Below are 16,488 nucleotides of genomic sequence, written 5' to 3'. Positions count from 1 at the left end.
AGGCTATCTATGAAACTGATTGTGAATGCAGACGATTTTGGGTATTCCAAAGGCGTCAATCTGGGCATCGTCGAAGCACATCGGGAAGGAGTCGTTACTTCTGCGACCTTGATGGTCAATATGGAGGGGTTCGAGCACGCTGTAGGACTGGCCAAAGAACATCCAACGCTCGGAGTGGGCATTCATCTGGTACTCACATGCGGAACGCCAGTTAGTCAGGATGTACCATCGCTAACGGACGGAGAGGGGCGTTTTCGGCGCGGGCAAGATCATTTGGTTTCTGCTGCACCGGAGGAGATCGAGCGGGAGCTGCGGACGCAATTGGAGAGATTCGTGGCGTCGGGGCTCAAGCTGACCCATATCGACAGCCACCACCATGTACATGCACATCCAGCCGTTTTGCCGATTGTTCTGAAGCTGGCAGAGGAATATAGAGTGCCAGTTCGCTATCCGTGGATGTCGGGGACACAGGAGCAGCGAGACCAGTCGAGTGTTTTGACGACAGAAGGCTTTTCTCATCATTTTTATGGAGATGACCTAACCGTACAATCCTTCGTCAGGATCGTAGAGGATATGGCAGATTATCCTGTAGTTGAGATCATGACGCACCCTGCTTATTTGGACGAAGCGGTACTGACAGGCAGTTCGTACGCAAAGCAACGAACCACAGAATTGAAAATTTTAACGGCAGCAGAGTTAAAGCAATACATTCGTGATCAAAAAATACAGCTCGTGACTTTTAGCGAACTTGGATAGGTGGAGATAGATATGGACCATACAGACGTTATTTTTCAACTAATACTTCACGGAGGAAACGCGCGGAGTCTGGCAATGGAAGCGATCGCTCTGGCTAAAAATAGAGACATGTCAGGTGCAGAGGATGCGTTGAAGCGTGCAGGAGAAGAGCTCGGTCGTGCACACCAAAATCAAACGGCACTTATCCAAAAGGAGATAGCAGGCGAAAAGACTGAGATCAGCATGCTCTTGATTCACGCCCAGGATCATTTGATGAACGCGATAACAGTCAAGGATTTGGCTACGGAGTTTGTAGAGCTTTACAGCCAAATCCATGAAGGCAAGGAGGCAGGAGTATGAGCGGAATCAAAATTGTAACGATCGGTGGAGGGTCTAGCTATACACCTGAGCTGGTGGAAGGCTTTATCAAGCGCTACGATGAGTTGCCCGTCCGAGAGTTGTGGCTGGTGGATATTCCGGAGGGCGAGAAAAAGCTGCAAACAGTAGGCGCCCTGGCAAAAAGGATGGTAGAGAAAGCAGGGGTGCCTATCGAGATCCATTTGACGATGGATCGGCGAAAAGCACTTGCGGGCGCAGATTTTGTTACGACGCAAATGCGCGTGGGTCTGTTGGATGCGCGGATCAAGGATGAGCGTATTCCTTTGAAATACGGAGTAATCGGTCAGGAAACCAATGGTCCCGGCGGATTGTTCAAAGGCTTGCGTACCATTCCGGTCATTATGGACATTTGTCGTGACATGGAAGAGCTATGTCCGGATGCTTGGCTGATTAACTTCACGAATCCGGCGGGTATGGTCACAGAGGCAGTGCTACGATATACCAACCGCAAAAAGGTTATTGGACTGTGTAATGTACCTATCGGGATGAAAATGGGTGTTGCTACTGTTTTGGGCGTCGAGCAGTCACGGGTTCATATTGATTTTGCCGGATTGAATCATATGATCTTCGGACTGGGTGTGTACCTGGATGGGGAAAACGTCATTTCCCAGGTAATCGATAAGATAACGGGCGACCAATCGGGTATTACGATGCAAAACATTTTGGACCTTGGTTGGGATAAAGATTTCAGCAAAGCATTGGGGATTCTCCCTTGCCCGTATCATCGTTACTACTACCAGACCAGCACGATGCTGGAGCATGAGCTGGAAGAAGCGGAGCAGAAGGGTACGCGAGCTGAAGTGGTCAAGCAGGTGGAAGCAGAGCTATTTGCACTCTATGAAGACCCAGACTTAGATATCAAGCCTCCGCAGTTGGAGAAGCGTGGCGGGGCCTATTACAGTGAGGCTGCCTGCAATCTGATTTACTCCATTTACAACGACAAGCGCGATATTCAGACGGTAAATGTTCGCAACAATGGAGCGATTGCCAGCATTCCGGATGATTCGGCAGTCGAAGTGAACTGCGTCATTACAAGAGAAGGACCGATTCCTTTGGCTGTTGGTGATTTGCCTGTTCCCGTGCGTGGACTCGTACAGCAAATCAAATCGTTTGAGCGAGTGGCAGCCGAGGCGGCTGTAACGGGTGATTACCATAAAGCGCTACTGGCGATGAATATTAACCCGCTGGTATCGTCTGACGTGATCGCCAAAAAAATACTCGATGAGATGCTGGAGGCGCACAAGGAGCATCTGCCCCAGTTTTTCAAGCCCGTCACATAAGGATGGTACTCGTGTGAAATACAAACTCCTCGCCTTGGATGTGGACGGAACGATTTTGATGTCGAATCATACCTTATCCAAAGTAACAGAGCAGGCCATTAGCCAGTTAGTGAAGCAAGGTGTCCACGTCACACTGGCAACCGGCAGGGCATACCCATCGGCCAAATCGTTGGCACAGCAGTTCCAGATCAGCGCACCACTTGTTTCCCATGATGGCGCATACGTTGCAGATCCCAAGACGGATCAAGTGCTGTATGTACAGCGTATTCCGTATGAGATCGCGGCGAGGATTACAGATATACTTGTATCGCATGGCTTGGATGTCATGCTGCTGCATGAGTCTTATGCTGTCACGAATCGCACGTGGAAATGGACGGACTTGTTTCCGTTGTTGAATGCCTGGACACTGCGCCAGCTCTGGAAAAATCAATACCCGATCAGAATCCAGGCTTCGCGGTTGATAGCGGGATACGTTCGAAAACATGAAGTGTGTGCTCCGAAAATATTCGTCACGGGCGACGAGAAGCGCCTGTTGGCAGCAAGACAAGAGCTGGAGAAAGCCGAGCTTTCGGGGATTCGCGTGACGGCTTCGGGCGCAAATAATTTGGAAATATTGCCTGTGGGTATCTCCAAGGCAAGCGGTCTTGCGGTAGTGAGTGAGAGACTTGCGATTCAGCCTGACGAGATCGTTGCTGTAGGCGACAATTACAATGATGCAGAGATGCTCCAATTCGCCGGAATGGGTGTGGCGATGGGCAATGCTCCTGACGATCTGAAACAGCTAGCTCGGCATGTCACGGAAACGAACGATCGGCATGGGGTGGCAGAGGTCATTGAGAAGTTTTTTCTGTAAGAGGTTGGTCAAAAAGACGACTTTTTGAACTTGCATGATAAGCATTCAGACAGGAAGGGAGGCGTGAAATTGATCCGAATGAATCTGGAAGTAGCCGTGAGTGGAGGTCTCCATGCTCGCCCTGCTTCTGTCTTGGTGAACCTGCTCAATCAATACAGCTCGTCGGTCAAGATGATCTACAATGACAAGCAGGCTAATGGCAAAAGCATCCTCAGTGTAATGGCTCTGGGGGTAAAGACCGGAGATGAAATTATGTTTGAGGTGGAGGGGGCCGATGAGCAAGAGGTGGCTGCCAGTATTGAGTCCCTATTTGAAAGGAACTTTGCCATCTAACAGGGTGAAAACCACGTAATAAAGCCAGCGCCTGACGATCGGGCACTGGCTTTTCTATGTGATCTTTAAGCGTGTTTGCGGAATACAACGATGACTTTGAAGTAATCGCCATCAATATCGATCGACAGCCTGCCACCTTGCAATTCTACGATGCTTTTTGCGATAGCCAAGCCGAGGCCGGAGCCTTCGGTATGACGGGATTGATCGGCGCGCTTGAACCGTTCAAACAGTTCCTGTGCATCAAAGTCGATTTCGTAGGCGGAGACATTTTTGAACGTCAGGATGACCTCATCCTGTGTCTCTGCCAAATGAATCAGGACGCGTGTATTCGGCATGGAATACTTCAGGGCGTTGCCAATCAGATTCTCGAATACACGCCACGTTTTCTTGCCATCCAGAGGAGCGACGATCTTTGGCTGCTCCGTCGTTACGCGGAAAGTGAGCGTCGATTGCTCGATTTTGTCACTGAATTCTGCAATGGATTGGTTGAGCAGGGAGGCTACATTCACTTGCTCGATATTCAGTTCCACCGCACCGCTGGACATTTTGGCTGCGTCAAACAGGTCATCGATGAGAACGCGCAGTCGATCTGCCTTGCGATCCAAGACATCGACGTAGCTCTTGCGTTCCTCAGGTGTCAAGTTTTCTTGTTTGAGCAGGGTAACATAGTTGATAATCGACGTCAGCGGTGTTTTCAAATCATGGGAAACATTGGTGATCAATTCAGATTTCATACGCTCGCTTTTCATCTGCTCTTCCATCGCGTGCTTGAGACCCTTTGTGATGTTATTGAGAGAGTGCGCGAGATCAGACAGCTTCCCTTTTTTTACCTTCTGGATCGTAGTGTTCAGATTGCCTCCAGCCATTTCGGAGGCACCTTGCATGATGCGGTTCATCAGTCCCAAGCGTCTAAGCGAGTATGGGAAAACCACGATCATGTAAAACATGCCATACAAAAAGCTGAAAAACAGTAAGCCGCCAGCTCCTTCGATGAGCCCGACGAATCCGAAACCGATACTCATTCCGAACACGACAGTCAGGATGAACAACGTGGATACTTTGAAGAACATGCCACGATTGGTGTAGCTTTCTTGCAGAAGGACACGTTGTCTGGCGAGGATACTCTTTTGCCACTGCTGCGTAAATCTCTCAGGTTGGTTGTACATAAGCCATGCCTCCATGAATTGTAGAAGCAGGTAAGCAGTAAACAACGAAACGAACGCAAGGGTGAAGAAATGATCACCATCAATTGGCAAGAAGAAAAAGCGCATGTTTGCGATCATAATGAAATACGTAATGCCAAGTACGAACGACAGTGCCATCCGAATATCCAACGGGATAAAGCGGAACAGTGCCATGCTTTTTGCTACAATCGGTACTTCCAACGCTTTGCTGACTGGAAAATACCAGTAGCAGAGTGCAAGGATGAGCAAAGTGCCCCCGAGCAGGACAAACTCGCCAATCAGTCGCTCCCGAATGGAATCGTAGTAAAGTGCATCTGTGTGGACCTGACTATATCCGTCTGGTTCTTTTGGGACATAAAAGATGCCACTTAGTTGATTCAGTTGATAAGTGCGATTGATGCTTTCTAAATCCCCGTTCGTATTTGGGAGGTTGATTGTATGGCGCGCATATCGGGCCAGTTCCCAATCTGTAGGTTCTTGTGGGAGATTGGTGTAAACTTTGTTGTTCTTTTTATCGGTGACATAGTATTTGAAGGAGCCACTTCGAAGGGTGAGGCTGTTTTTTCGTTCCTCGTACTCGGCATCTCTTTCGGCGATTCTGTTGTTCACCTGGTCTTGATATTGAGACGTTGCGTTATTGATGTCTTCTTGTAAGTTTTGTGAAAGCTCTTCGGTTAACTTGGCGACTCTCTCATTGTCACCATCTCTTTTTGCTTCTTCTATCATATCGGACAGCTTGTTATTTTCTTTCATCGACCGGAGGGTCTCCTCATGCTCTTTTTTGAGCTGATTCGCTGTCTTCTCGTCGAGCTTTCCTGGAGTGTAGCTTGCATAATCTACATGAACGTTTTTCACCAGCTCGGCAAATGTCTCTAATTCACGATTGAAGCCTGAGCTTTGAAAGTAATTATCCTCTTGGAGATTCTCTCGCTTATGGTACAGATCGGCCATGGTCAGGAGAGCGAGCGAAATACTCACGATCATAACAATGAGCACGGGCACCGCAAAGCGTTTATTTTTCGATTTTGTATCCAATTCCCCATACCACCTTCAAGTATTTAGGTTCCTTCGGGTTGATCTCTATTTTTTCCCGAATGCGTCTCACGTGGACAGCCACCGTGTTTTCCGCGTTCATATAAGGCTCTTTCCAGACCCGTTCATAAATTTCCTCGATTGAAAAAACGCGGCCCTTGTTTTCCATCAACAGCTCCAGGATTTTATATTCGGTAGCTGTCAGCCTGACCTCGTTACCGTCAATCGCTACATTTTTTGTGCTTTTGTTCAAGGTCAAGCCGCGTACCTGAATCTCATCCTCTGTCATTTGAGCGCTTCCCAGATTGGTAAAACGTCTTAACTGAGATTTGACCCTGGCGATCAACTCCAAGGGATTAAAAGGCTTCGTCACGTAGTCATCAGCACCGATGTTGAGCCCGAGGATTTTATCGGTATCCTCTGATTTGGCAGAGAGCATGATGATCGGGATGTTTTTTTTCTGGCGAATTTGAAAGGTGGCGGTCATCCCGTCCATTTTGGGCATCATGATGTCCATCAGGATGAGTTGGATCTCTTCATTCTCCAGTACTTCCAACGCTTCCAGTCCATTGCTAGCCTTGAATACGGTCATGGATTCATTTTTGAGATAGATTTCGATTGCGTCGCGGATTTCAGCCTCGTCGTCGACTACGAGGACTTGATATTTGGTCATGATTCGTCCCACCTTATGAATGCATTCATGGTACTATCTTAACGCCCAGCTCTAACAAAACAGTAATGAAATGTCTTACAAATTTCTTAATAAACCGCGTTCAGGAAATGCTAGCTGATAGGATCGAGCCGATAAATAAGGTAAGATGTGAGAAAGAATACGAGAAAATTGGTGATGGCTTTGCTGGAATGGACAGGGGAGAGAATCATCCCCAAGCTGTTAAAACCTACGAATGGCATGCTGATGGAGCATATAGCCAGATATTATTTTGCCGCTCCTTATGTAAAAGGTCGAGTGCTGGATATCGCTTGCGGTACCGGCTACGGATGTCATATGATCGCAAAGGATCGAAAACGAGAGCTGACGGAAATGATCGGAGTCGACAACGATGAGGCGACGATATTTTACGCCAATCGGGAATACAACCATCAAAAGATTACGTATCAGCAGGGTGACGCGCTTGATCCGGCGCTTCCCGAGCAATTGGGATTGTTTGATACGATTTTGAGCTTTGAGACTATTGAGCATGTCGCAGACGATTTGCTGTTTATGGATAACTTGTACCGGATGCTGAAGCCAGGTGGTACGCTTGTGCTGTCCAGTCCATTTGGCAGAGGGCGGGGCATGCAGACGAGTGAGCCCTTCCATGTTCATCAGCTAACGCCGGAAGAGTTCGCGGAGCTGTTTGTACGCTATTCTGACGTGGATATGTACTATCAGAGAGGCGTTACGTTTGAAAAAACACCCCGAGATGGCGTACGGTACTTTATCGGCATGGCAGTATGTACGAAATAATAACGGATCGATTGATGAATGGAGATGGCGAAACTGGCTGATTTTTGGAGATTGGGAATTCGCAAGGAATTGATACATGCCCTGCAAGAGAACGGGATTACGGAACCGACACCGATTCAGGAACAAGCAATCCCTGTCGTACTCGAAGGAAAAGATGTAATCTCGCAAGCGCAGACGGGAACGGGAAAGACACTTGCATTTATTTTGCCGATCTTGGAAAAGGTTGATCCGGAAGCAGCGCATGTTCAGGCATTGATTTTGACGCCTACGCGAGAGCTTGCCCTGCAAATTACAGCAGAGGTGAAGAAGCTTGTAGCGATGCTGGATGACGTGCATGTGCTTGCTGTTTATGGTGGACAAGATGTCAATCAGCAACTGAGAAAGCTGGCTGGAAAAATACAAGTAGTCATCGCTACGCCGGGGCGTTTGTTGGACCATCTGCGCAGAGGGACGATCGATTTATCGCAGGTATCGATGTTTGTCCTGGATGAGGCGGATCAAATGCTGCACATGGGGTTTTTGCCCGAGGTAGAGGATATTATGGCCAAAACACCTTTCGAAAAGCAGATCATGCTGTTTTCGGCCACCATGTCGGAACAGGTGCAATCACTTGCAAAGCGCTTTATGCAAAAGCCAGAAAATATCAAAGTTCAGGGCAAACGCATCACGCTAGACGATATTCGCCAAATCGTGGTGGAAACGACAGACCGTGCGAAGCAAGCCACGCTGTGCAGTCTCTTGGATGAAGAACGTCCGTTTCTCGCGGTGATCTTTTGCCGGACGAAGCGCAGAGCGAGTAAGTTGAATGCTGCGTTGCAAGGTTTAGACTATATGTCTGACGAGCTGCACGGCGATTTGTCACAGGCGAAGCGCGAGGATGTCATGAAGCGTTTCCGCGAAGCCAGGATTCAGTACTTGGTCGCAACTGATGTGGCAGCGCGCGGGCTTGATGTAGAGGGAGTTACGCACGTTTTCAATTACGACATTCCAGAAGATGTAGACAGCTATATACACCGGATCGGTCGAACGGGACGAGCCAAGGAAAAAGGAACGGCGTTCACGCTGGTGGCGGGGAAGGATTGGGGGCAACTCAGGGAGATTGAAGAAGGGATCAATCTGTCTCTGGAGCGGCGTGAAATGGATCGTGGGGAACCGGGCGATCAAAAGAAACAGACACGACAGCAAAGGTCTGAGGCTGATCGATCCGGGAAGGATGAGCGTCGCGGGGACAAGCAAGGTAGAGGCAAAGGGAAGCCGTCTGAGCGAAGCAAGCAAGGCTCTGGGGAACGCCGAAGAGATGGGGAAGGGCGTCAACAAAAGAGCGGCGGTTTTGAGCGCAAGCCGAAGGAACGTGACCGAGCAGCAGGCGGTTTCGATCGCAAGCCGAAGGAACGTGACCGAGCAGCAGGCGGTTTTGATCGCAAGCCGAAGGACAGTAACCGAGCAGCAGGCGGTACTGGACGTAAGCCGAAGGAAGGAAACCGTGCAGCAAGTGGTTTTGATCGCAAGTCTAGCGGCTCTAGCAAGAAGCCAGTACCTGCACAACGCAGTTCAGCCCGTCCGAATGCAAAACCAGGCAAAAGGACAAGCTCTGCTCCTGCAAATCGTACTTCTCGCAAAAAATCCAGATAGCAATCCAAGCAAAAAAAGACCGTTCCAGCCAACGAAAGGCGGGAGCGGTCTTCCTTTTTTATGATTCGGGAAATACCCGTGAACGTGTGAGGAAGCGTACCCCCTCAGGTCCTTCCAGCGAAAACATTCCGCCACGCCCATTCACGACGTCAATGATGAGCTGCGTATGCTTCCAATACTCATACTGCGCTTTGCCCATGTAGAACGGGCAGCCTCCGATCTCCCCCAACAGGACGTCCTGCGCACCCACGAGAAATTCTCCGAGCGGGTAACACATGGGGGAACTGCCATCGCAGCAGCCCCCTGACTGGTGAAACATCAGGTCACCGTGTTTGGCGCGAAGCCGTTCAATTAATGCCAGTGCAGCATCTGTCGCGAGCACTTTTTCTGGCTGGCTCATGGATCAAAAGAAGCCCAGAGCTTGGTCGCTGTAGCTGACCAGCAGGTTTTTCGTTTGTTGGTAGTGAGACAGCATCATTTTGTGATTCTCGCGGCCGATACCGGACATTTTGTAGCCGCCAAATGCTGCGTGAGCCGGGTAAGCGTGGTAGCAGTTGGTCCAGACGCGACCAGCCTGGATTTCGCGGCCCATGCGGTAAGCTGTGTTTGTGTCGCGTGTCCATACTCCAGCACCCAAGCCATACAGCGTATCATTTGCCATGGCGAGCGCTTCTTCTGTATCCTGGAAGGTCGTTACGGAAACGACCGGACCGAAGATTTCTTCCTGGAAGATGCGCATCTTGTTGTGGCCTTTAAAGACAGTTGGCTGGATGTAGTAGCCGCCCTCGAGATCACCTGCAAGCTGTGCACGAGCGCCGCCAATCAGGCATTCGGCTCCTTCTTGTTTGCCGATATCCAGGTAGGAGAGGATTTTTTCTACCTGCTCCAAGGAAGCTTGTGCGCCGATCATCGTATCTGTATCGAGCGGATTTCCTTGCTTGATATTGGCTACCCGTTGCAGGGCACGCTCCATGAATTGATCGTAAATGCTTTCGTGAATGAGCGCACGGGATGGGCATGTGCAAACCTCGCCTTGGTTGAGCGCAAACAGTACGAATCCTTCAATTGCTTTGTTAAAGAAGGCATCGTCTTTTGCAGCCACATCCGGGAAGAAGATGTTTGGCGATTTTCCGCCCAGCTCCAGCGTCACTGGAATGATATTTTGGGAAGCGTATTGCATGATCAAGCGTCCTGTCGTCGTTTCACCTGTAAAAGCGATTTTCGCGATGCGGTTGCTTGAAGCGAGAGGTTTACCCGCTTCCAGACCGAAGCCGTTTACAACGTTGACGACGCCAGGCGGGAGCAGGTCGCCGATCAGCTCCATCAGCACCATGATGGATGCAGGTGTTTGCTCTGCTGGCTTGAGGACGACGCAGTTTCCCGCAGCCAAGGCTGGAGCCAGCTTCCATGTAGCCATGAGGAGCGGGAAGTTCCACGGAATAATTTGACCAACGACACCGAGTGGCTCATGGAAATGGTAAGCGACCGTATCGTTATCGATTTCAGCGAGTGTACTTTCTTGAGCGCGGATGGCTCCGGCGAAGTAACGGAAATGGTCAATTGCCAGCGGGATGTCGGCCGCGAGTGTTTCACGAACAGGCTTGCCGTTCTCCCACGTCTCTGCGTTTGCCAGCATCTCCAGATTTGCTTCCATCCGATCCGCGATTTTTAACAAAATATTGGCGCGCTGTGCAACAGAGGTACGACCCCACGCGTCTTTTGCCTCATGGGCAGCGTCCAGTGCTAGTTCAATATCTTCGGCTGTCGAACGGGCTACCTCGCAAAAGACCTTGCCTGTTACAGGTGATGCGTTTTCGAAATACTCACCTTTCACTGGCGGAACCCAATTACCCCCGATGTAGTTTTCATAACGATTTTTGAAAGTCACCTTGGAACCGACTTGGCCGGGCTGAGCATAGATCATTGCGAGCGCCTCCTCATTTATCACATATTTCTTTACAGCCCTCTCTAAAAGCAAGTCTCGTACCAACGTGAAAAAGCTCGAAATGACAGCGTTTTCTGGAGTGGATGAGTGGAGAAATTGTTCCATAATGGATCATGTTGTGTTCCGTATTGGGACAAAAGAGTGGGTAGCTGTCGGAAAATGACCGATGACGGCTAGGGGTGTAAAATATGTTTGACACATCTTGTTGTCGTGCCCTATAGTTTTGGTGTAAAAGGTTTTTTACACCCACCTATAAATGGAAGGTGAACAACTCCATGAAAAATCGAATAAAGGAATTTCGAGAAATAGGGAACATCTCGCAAGGCAGGTTGGCTGAGCTGTGTAATGTTAGCAGACAGACCATCAATGCGATAGAGAACAACAAATACGATCCGAGCCTGCAATTGGCGTTTGATTTGGCGAGGAATTTAGGGGTAACGATTGACGAGCTGTTTCAACCATACAGTAAGGAGTGAGAGAAGCTATGAAAAAGTTCAACGTGATTGTTTCATCCATCCTATTGTTAGCGATCGCAGGGCACGGAGGCTATCGGTGGGTTCGTTATGAGTTGCTGGATGTAAGCACGATCATTTTCGGTTGCATTGCACTGTCATACTTGTTGAACTCGATCACATGGGGAGACTACGAGGGCGGGAAATACAGTGAAAATGACGAATTAGACAAGCATATCAAGACGCAAAGTGCGAGAATCGGGTACTATGCGCTTATGGTGCTGTCTGCTGCGGTCCTGTTTCTGTCGGAAGGGGTTACTGCACTCAATGACATTCAAAATATTCCGTTGGCAGTCGTCGTCGGTTTGACGTTCATTGTGGCGCCGATTACGGAATTTTTCTATTCGCGGAAGTTCAGATAAATAGCAGCCAGTCGGACAAATGTGCTCGTGGTTCGACTGGTTTTTCTATAGCAAAGACTCTCATGCTATACTGAGAAGGAATGATTTTTGGGGGAGGGAATCGTGTTGTCGACGATTGTTCAGCAATCTTGGAAGCGCTGTCAGGAATCGAACCTCAAGGTTACGGAGAAGGCCAATGATCAAATCATTTCTGCCCGACGAATCAAAGAAATCATTCAGGATAATCACCCTCTGATTCGTGAAAGTCTCCCGCTTTTTAACAAGCTTGCTCCCTTTTTGTTATCGACAGAGCACATCGCACTCTTGTCTGACCGGGAAGGAAATATTATTCAAACGATCGGGGACCCGGTCTTCGCCAACCAGGCACAAAAAGTACAGTTACAAATCGGAGCGAACTGGACAGAAGACTATAAAGGAACCAATGCGATTGGGACAGCACTGATCGCACAGCAGCCGATTCAGGTACAGGGAGAGCAACACTACTTCTTGGAAAATCGCTTTCTTACATGCTCAGCGGCACCTATTTTTTCACCTGCGGGTGAGCTGTTGGGCATCATTGACATTAGTACGCGTAAAGAATATTCCCATCCGTTTGCCCTAACCATTGCTTGCATGATCGCAGAGGCTCTGCAAAACCGCTTTTTGTTAGCAGATGCGGAGCGCGTGATTGCCTTACCAACTTTATCACGCCCAGGAGATAGTCGAGGAAAGCTGGCACTCGTCGGCTTGGATCGGGACGAGCGTATCGTGGGCCTAAATGAGGTCGCGCAGCAGCAGCTTGGAAAGGAAGCCTTGGGAACAAGAGTCAGTGCGGAGCAAGAGCGTGCTGGTCGTCATGTGAAAGATCATCGCCCGCGTTTTTGGTCTGCGGCACCCAAAGAAAAGCTGAAGCCGTTTCCGCGTTTAGCTGGTTCATGCCCGCTCTTCTTGCAGGCAAAAATGCTCGGACAAAAGGCAGCGCAGGTAGATTTTCCTGTGATCATTTTGGGGGAAAGCGGTACGGGAAAAGAGCTGTTTGCTCAAATGGTCCACGAGACAGGTCCGCGCGCGCATGAGCCTTTTATCGCAGTGAACTGCAGTTCAATTCCAGAAAATTTGATCGAGAGCGAATTATTTGGATATGAAAGCGGGTCATTCACAGGGGCACATCGGGAAGGAAGAATCGGAAAGTTTGAAGCGGCGAAAAAAGGCACGATCTTTTTGGATGAGATCGGGGATATGTCTTTGCGTGCGCAAGCGGCACTTCTGCGCGTTTTGCAGGAAAAGGTCGTCACTCCGGTGGGGAGCAATCAATCCCGCCCCATTTATGCGCGGATCATTGCTGCTACGCATCGAAACCTGTCAGAGGAGATCAAAGCGGGACGTTTTCGGGCTGACCTGTACTACCGGCTCAAAGGGGTCTCCATTCATTTGCCGTCATTGAAAAAGCGCAGTGATATCATCCAGGTGGCGGAGCATCTATTGCAGCAGATCGACACAGAACAACCGTACATGCTAACCACTGAGGCACAGGACAAGCTGTGTGCTTATTCGTGGCCGGGCAATATCCGGGAACTGCAAGGCGTGCTGATTCAAGCGGTGTTCTTGGCAGAGGGGGACACTATTGATTGCGATCACATCCAGCTAGAGGGATTGATGGAAGCCGATACGCCTGAGTCTTCGGATCATGCCATTCCTTCGTTGCGTGAAACAGAGAGAAAAGCGATCAAAAAGGCCCTCGAAAAAAGTGGCGGTAATGTCAGCAGGGCGGCCAAAATGCTGCAAATCGGACGCAATACCTTGTATCGCAAAATAGAAGAATACCAGATTGGGGCAGCGATTAATCAGGAATAGTCATAATGGGGTACATCCGAGATACAAGTAATTCTGGGTCATACACTTACAAAAAATGGTGATTGCATCTATTTGGAGCAATTTTAAAAAGCATGTTTTTTGAGGGCGACCGCCAACATTTTAACGGAAATATAGCTAAAGACGTTAAGCCGTATAAAAAGCCGATTTCTCTTACTCTAAGCGAATGACCGCTAAGCATCATTATCGTTCATCAGCATGCCAGAAAACGGCCAGTTACGTCCGCTAAGGTCATCAGGAACGATGAAAATACATGTCCGCTAATGCTAAGCGTATAAATCGGTCAAACTGTTGGCGCTACCCCTTTGAACACAAAAAAACCCGACCGGAGTCGGGAGCAAATTGGCTTACCATGGGTCAGGATAGTGTTTTGCAATCGGAGGTTCTTTACTTAACGTATCTACCCCAACTGGTACGACAAATAACGCGGATAAAATACATAAAGACATCATCAACTTTTTCACGAGTATCACCCCCTTGCGGGTTTAGGTATTATGTACAGTATACAATATTTCCATTTTTTGGAGTATGCCGAAAGGTAAATTTTCCTTGTTAGCTGTATAGTACTCAAATATATACCCAATGCTTTTAATCGCTTCTTCCAATTTCATCATTTTCTTATAATACATAGCACTTTCTAATAAACTGGCACACCCCATATCTAAATCGCCTTTTTCAATGTAAAAATTCCCTTTTGCGCGAAAATATAAACCTAGATGAGTACATTGGTTCGGTGTACCAACGTTAGTCGGCAAAAATGACGATTCTGACCGAAAAATATCTACGACCCCCAACTCATCACCTAATCTTATATAAATATCCAGCAGATCATTTACCACTGGTAACTTTTCGTTTTGCGGGCGCATGTGCAAGCAATCTAATAATAATGGTACTGCCTTTTCAATATCATCCGTAGTCTTTGCGTATAATATAGCTCGAAGATATTGAGATTCTTTCTGTACATTTAAACAATCTAATTGTTCATACGCATCCAAATATACTTTAGCCAGAATATAGTCCCTTAACTCAATGTAAGCGATGATAATAGCTAGGTACGCTTTTGCTGTCAGCTCATCTCGCTTATGATCTTCATTAATACCTTTCTTACATAGATGAATGCACTCTTCATGACATCCCCGAAATAACGCATGCGAACCCAACTTATAGTAAGTCATAACCCTTTCATCCACGTGTAGATACGAAATATAGTGCAATAACTCCATACCTTCTATATACGACTCGTCCAATTTTTTAAAGCTATCACGTTGAATAAGATATTTCTGATATAACGACCTGGCTAAAAATACAGGAATACCATGTTCGCGCGAATACTGAGAAATCACACCATATATTAAAAATCGAAATTCTATATTTTCCATGTTTCCCGCCAATTGATAAAGATAATCTAACGAAAGAAACGTGTTGCTCTTAGGGCATTCTAATAGCTTAGATGCGATTTTTTGTGTAAGAACGGCATTCCCCTGATTGATCGCCGTTTCCAGCAATAATTCAAACGTTTTAGTCCTTTTAATCTTATCTAAATATGGCATAACCGCCTCGTACAAAGATATATCTAGCGTTTCAGCTAATCGAATTACATTCCGCATATTTGGCAAAGTGAGAGAGTCTGTTTCGATCTTACTGATCGTGCCAGAGGATATGTCTGTTTTTATAGATAACTCCGCTAAAGTCAGCCCCGCCTCTTCTCGATACCTTTTCAAAACGCAGCCAAACGACGATCTCATTTCCGCCACAACCACAGCTATTAACCCCCAATGCAATTTCCTTTTTATGGATACTAATATAACACGTAATTCTATCGAGAAAATAATTTTTCCAGTTTTTCTATATTTTCTATAAAAAGGAAGTAAGGTAATTTCTAGAAATCATGTTACAATTTGGATAATCCATTAAGGAGGAGCTTTCACAACGGGCAATGCCCATTATAGTCAGAAGCGTAAAGATGTAGAAACATGAAAAGAGGGATAGAGAAGCTATGAAGAAATTTAAAAGAGTATTAGTGCCTTTTGTCGTGTTCTCATTATTAGTTGCTCCAGTGTCAGTCTTGACGCCAGCATCTGCTAAAAGTACAGAGAAAATCGCTGAAAGTATTGCCGAGGAGAAAAAGAAATACGAAAAATCTTATGAGAAAGTTGACTTTAGATTTTCAGAAATAATTTTAGAAGAGTTGACTCAATATGAAAAGGATCACCCAAAAGCGACTGAAGATGAAATTAATGAACATTTTTTGGAACTGTGCGAAATATACAACAAGGATAACAAAAATATAAAGAACCTGGCTTCAAGCTCTGATGGTGATTGGGATGATTTCTATGATTATGCTGATGGAGTAGTTACACTGAATCCAAAAGAGCAGGCATTGTATGATCAATCGCCGTCAAAAGGATTTAAAGCTCTTATGGCAGGGAAAGGGGCATGGAATTATACAGAATTAGCTTTCGGTAGAAATGGTACTGATGAAGAATCAGATGCTTTTCGACATGCGTTATGGAATATGTGGATAGTATGGGCAGTGAATGATAGTTGGGCAGAAAAGTGGACGAGTGCACACGAAGATGGTGCTTCCTATCAAAACAAAAAATCTTTAACATATAAAATGGATATGCACAATAATGAAGAAGGACGATACAAAGCAGCACAAGAGGGGATAGACAGTGATAGCAGTCGTTCAGACGTTAAAATTGCGATTGATGAGTTATACAAAAGCGGAAAGCTTAAAAAAATAAATAAACCAAACAAAAAAGAGAGTACCTGGACACTAGAGAGATTTACAGGTAAAGAAGAGGATTATGCAGATCAAGATCTTCCCCCTATTACGTAAGAAAAAAGAGAATCAGGAATAATCATTCCTGATTCTCCTTTTTGAAAGAAGGTGATATTT

Annotated in this window: 16 protein-coding genes; 11 read left to right on the top strand and 5 right to left on the bottom strand. The window is 47.2% G+C overall.

Going from position 1 to position 16,488, the window contains the following annotated elements; genetic code table 11:
• Positions 1-9 precede the first annotated feature (9 nt).
• From chbG to AB432_RS29050, 5 genes are all read left to right on the top strand, one after another.
• Positions 10-756, top strand: a complete 747-nt coding sequence (gene chbG / locus AB432_RS29070; RefSeq protein ID WP_048035262.1) for a chitin disaccharide deacetylase — start codon at positions 10-12, stop codon at positions 754-756.
• Between the two features lie 12 nt (positions 757-768).
• A complete protein-coding gene (locus tag AB432_RS29065; protein WP_048035261.1) occupies positions 769-1,095 on the top strand; it encodes a PTS sugar transporter subunit IIA in 327 nt (108 codons plus the stop codon).
• Entirely contained in the window at positions 1,092-2,414 is a 1,323-nt protein-coding gene (locus AB432_RS29060; RefSeq protein ID WP_048035260.1) for a 6-phospho-beta-glucosidase, read from the top strand. Before AB432_RS29065 ends, AB432_RS29060 begins: the two co-directional genes overlap by 4 nt.
• 13 nt (positions 2,415-2,427) lie before the next feature.
• Positions 2,428-3,267: a Cof-type HAD-IIB family hydrolase gene (locus AB432_RS29055; RefSeq protein ID WP_048035259.1), complete on the top strand. Its 840-nt coding sequence runs from the start codon at positions 2,428-2,430 to the stop codon at positions 3,265-3,267.
• Between the two features lie 69 nt (positions 3,268-3,336).
• Positions 3,337-3,600: an HPr family phosphocarrier protein gene (locus AB432_RS29050; protein ID WP_048035997.1), complete on the top strand. Its 264-nt coding sequence runs from the start codon at positions 3,337-3,339 to the stop codon at positions 3,598-3,600.
• 65 nt (positions 3,601-3,665) lie between these two features.
• Here the strand turns inward: AB432_RS29050 and AB432_RS29045 are convergent, their stop codons facing one another.
• Complete coding sequence (locus tag AB432_RS29045; protein WP_048035258.1) at positions 3,666-5,819, bottom strand: sensor histidine kinase; 2,154 nt, start codon at positions 5,817-5,819, stop codon at positions 3,666-3,668.
• A complete protein-coding gene (locus tag AB432_RS29040; RefSeq protein ID WP_048035257.1) occupies positions 5,797-6,489 on the bottom strand; it encodes a response regulator transcription factor in 693 nt (230 codons plus the stop codon). Before AB432_RS29040 ends, AB432_RS29045 begins: the two co-directional genes overlap by 23 nt.
• 174 nt (positions 6,490-6,663) lie before the next feature.
• Between AB432_RS29040 and AB432_RS29035 the strand changes: the two genes are divergently transcribed.
• Together AB432_RS29035 and AB432_RS29030 are read left to right on the top strand one after the other, a co-directional pair.
• Positions 6,664-7,284, top strand: coding sequence for a class I SAM-dependent methyltransferase (locus tag AB432_RS29035; RefSeq protein ID WP_201265947.1), 621 nt, complete (start codon positions 6,664-6,666; stop codon positions 7,282-7,284).
• A gap of 18 nt (positions 7,285-7,302) precedes the next feature.
• A complete protein-coding gene (locus AB432_RS29030) occupies positions 7,303-8,916 on the top strand; it encodes a DEAD/DEAH box helicase (protein WP_048035256.1) in 1,614 nt (537 codons plus the stop codon).
• Positions 8,917-8,974: 58 nt separating this feature from the next.
• Here AB432_RS29030 and AB432_RS29025 read toward each other — a convergent pair whose 3' ends face one another.
• Both AB432_RS29025 and adh read right to left on the bottom strand, forming a co-directional pair.
• The gene (locus AB432_RS29025) at positions 8,975-9,316 is read right to left on the bottom strand and encodes a DUF779 domain-containing protein (protein ID WP_048035255.1); all 342 of its coding nucleotides are present in this window, start codon (positions 9,314-9,316) and stop codon (positions 8,975-8,977) included.
• 3 nt (positions 9,317-9,319) lie between these two features.
• Entirely contained in the window at positions 9,320-10,840 is a 1,521-nt protein-coding gene (gene adh, locus AB432_RS29020) for an aldehyde dehydrogenase (protein WP_048035254.1), read from the bottom strand.
• 296 nt (positions 10,841-11,136) lie between these two features.
• Between adh and AB432_RS29015 the strand changes: the two genes are divergently transcribed.
• From AB432_RS29015 to AB432_RS29005, 3 genes are all read left to right on the top strand, one after another.
• Positions 11,137-11,337: a helix-turn-helix transcriptional regulator gene (locus AB432_RS29015; RefSeq protein ID WP_048035253.1), complete on the top strand. Its 201-nt coding sequence runs from the start codon at positions 11,137-11,139 to the stop codon at positions 11,335-11,337.
• An 8-nt stretch (positions 11,338-11,345) separates the two neighbouring features.
• Positions 11,346-11,735: a hypothetical protein gene (locus AB432_RS29010; RefSeq protein ID WP_048035252.1), complete on the top strand. Its 390-nt coding sequence runs from the start codon at positions 11,346-11,348 to the stop codon at positions 11,733-11,735.
• A gap of 105 nt (positions 11,736-11,840) precedes the next feature.
• Positions 11,841-13,568 carry a sigma-54-dependent Fis family transcriptional regulator gene (locus AB432_RS29005; protein WP_048035995.1) on the top strand — a complete coding sequence of 576 codons (1,728 nt, stop codon included), beginning with the start codon at positions 11,841-11,843 and terminating at the stop codon, positions 13,566-13,568.
• A 503-nt stretch (positions 13,569-14,071) separates the two neighbouring features.
• Here AB432_RS29005 and AB432_RS29000 read toward each other — a convergent pair.
• Positions 14,072-15,346 (bottom strand): helix-turn-helix domain-containing protein, encoded by a 1,275-nt coding sequence (locus tag AB432_RS29000; protein WP_082196019.1) that lies wholly within the window; start codon positions 15,344-15,346, stop codon positions 14,072-14,074.
• Positions 15,347-15,582: 236 nt separating this feature from the next.
• Here AB432_RS29000 and AB432_RS28995 point away from each other — a divergent pair, with 236 nt between their 5' ends.
• A complete protein-coding gene (locus AB432_RS28995; protein ID WP_048035251.1) occupies positions 15,583-16,428 on the top strand; it encodes a DUF6973 domain-containing protein in 846 nt (281 codons plus the stop codon).
• The last annotated feature ends 60 nt before the right edge of the window (positions 16,429-16,488 follow it).

Origin of the sequence: Brevibacillus brevis (assembly GCF_001039275.2) — a bacterium.
In the GTDB taxonomy this organism is placed as follows: domain Bacteria; phylum Bacillota; class Bacilli; order Brevibacillales; family Brevibacillaceae; genus Brevibacillus; species Brevibacillus brevis_C.
Note: the sequence above shows the minus strand (reverse complement) of the source record. Positions and strands in the feature narration are given on the sequence as shown.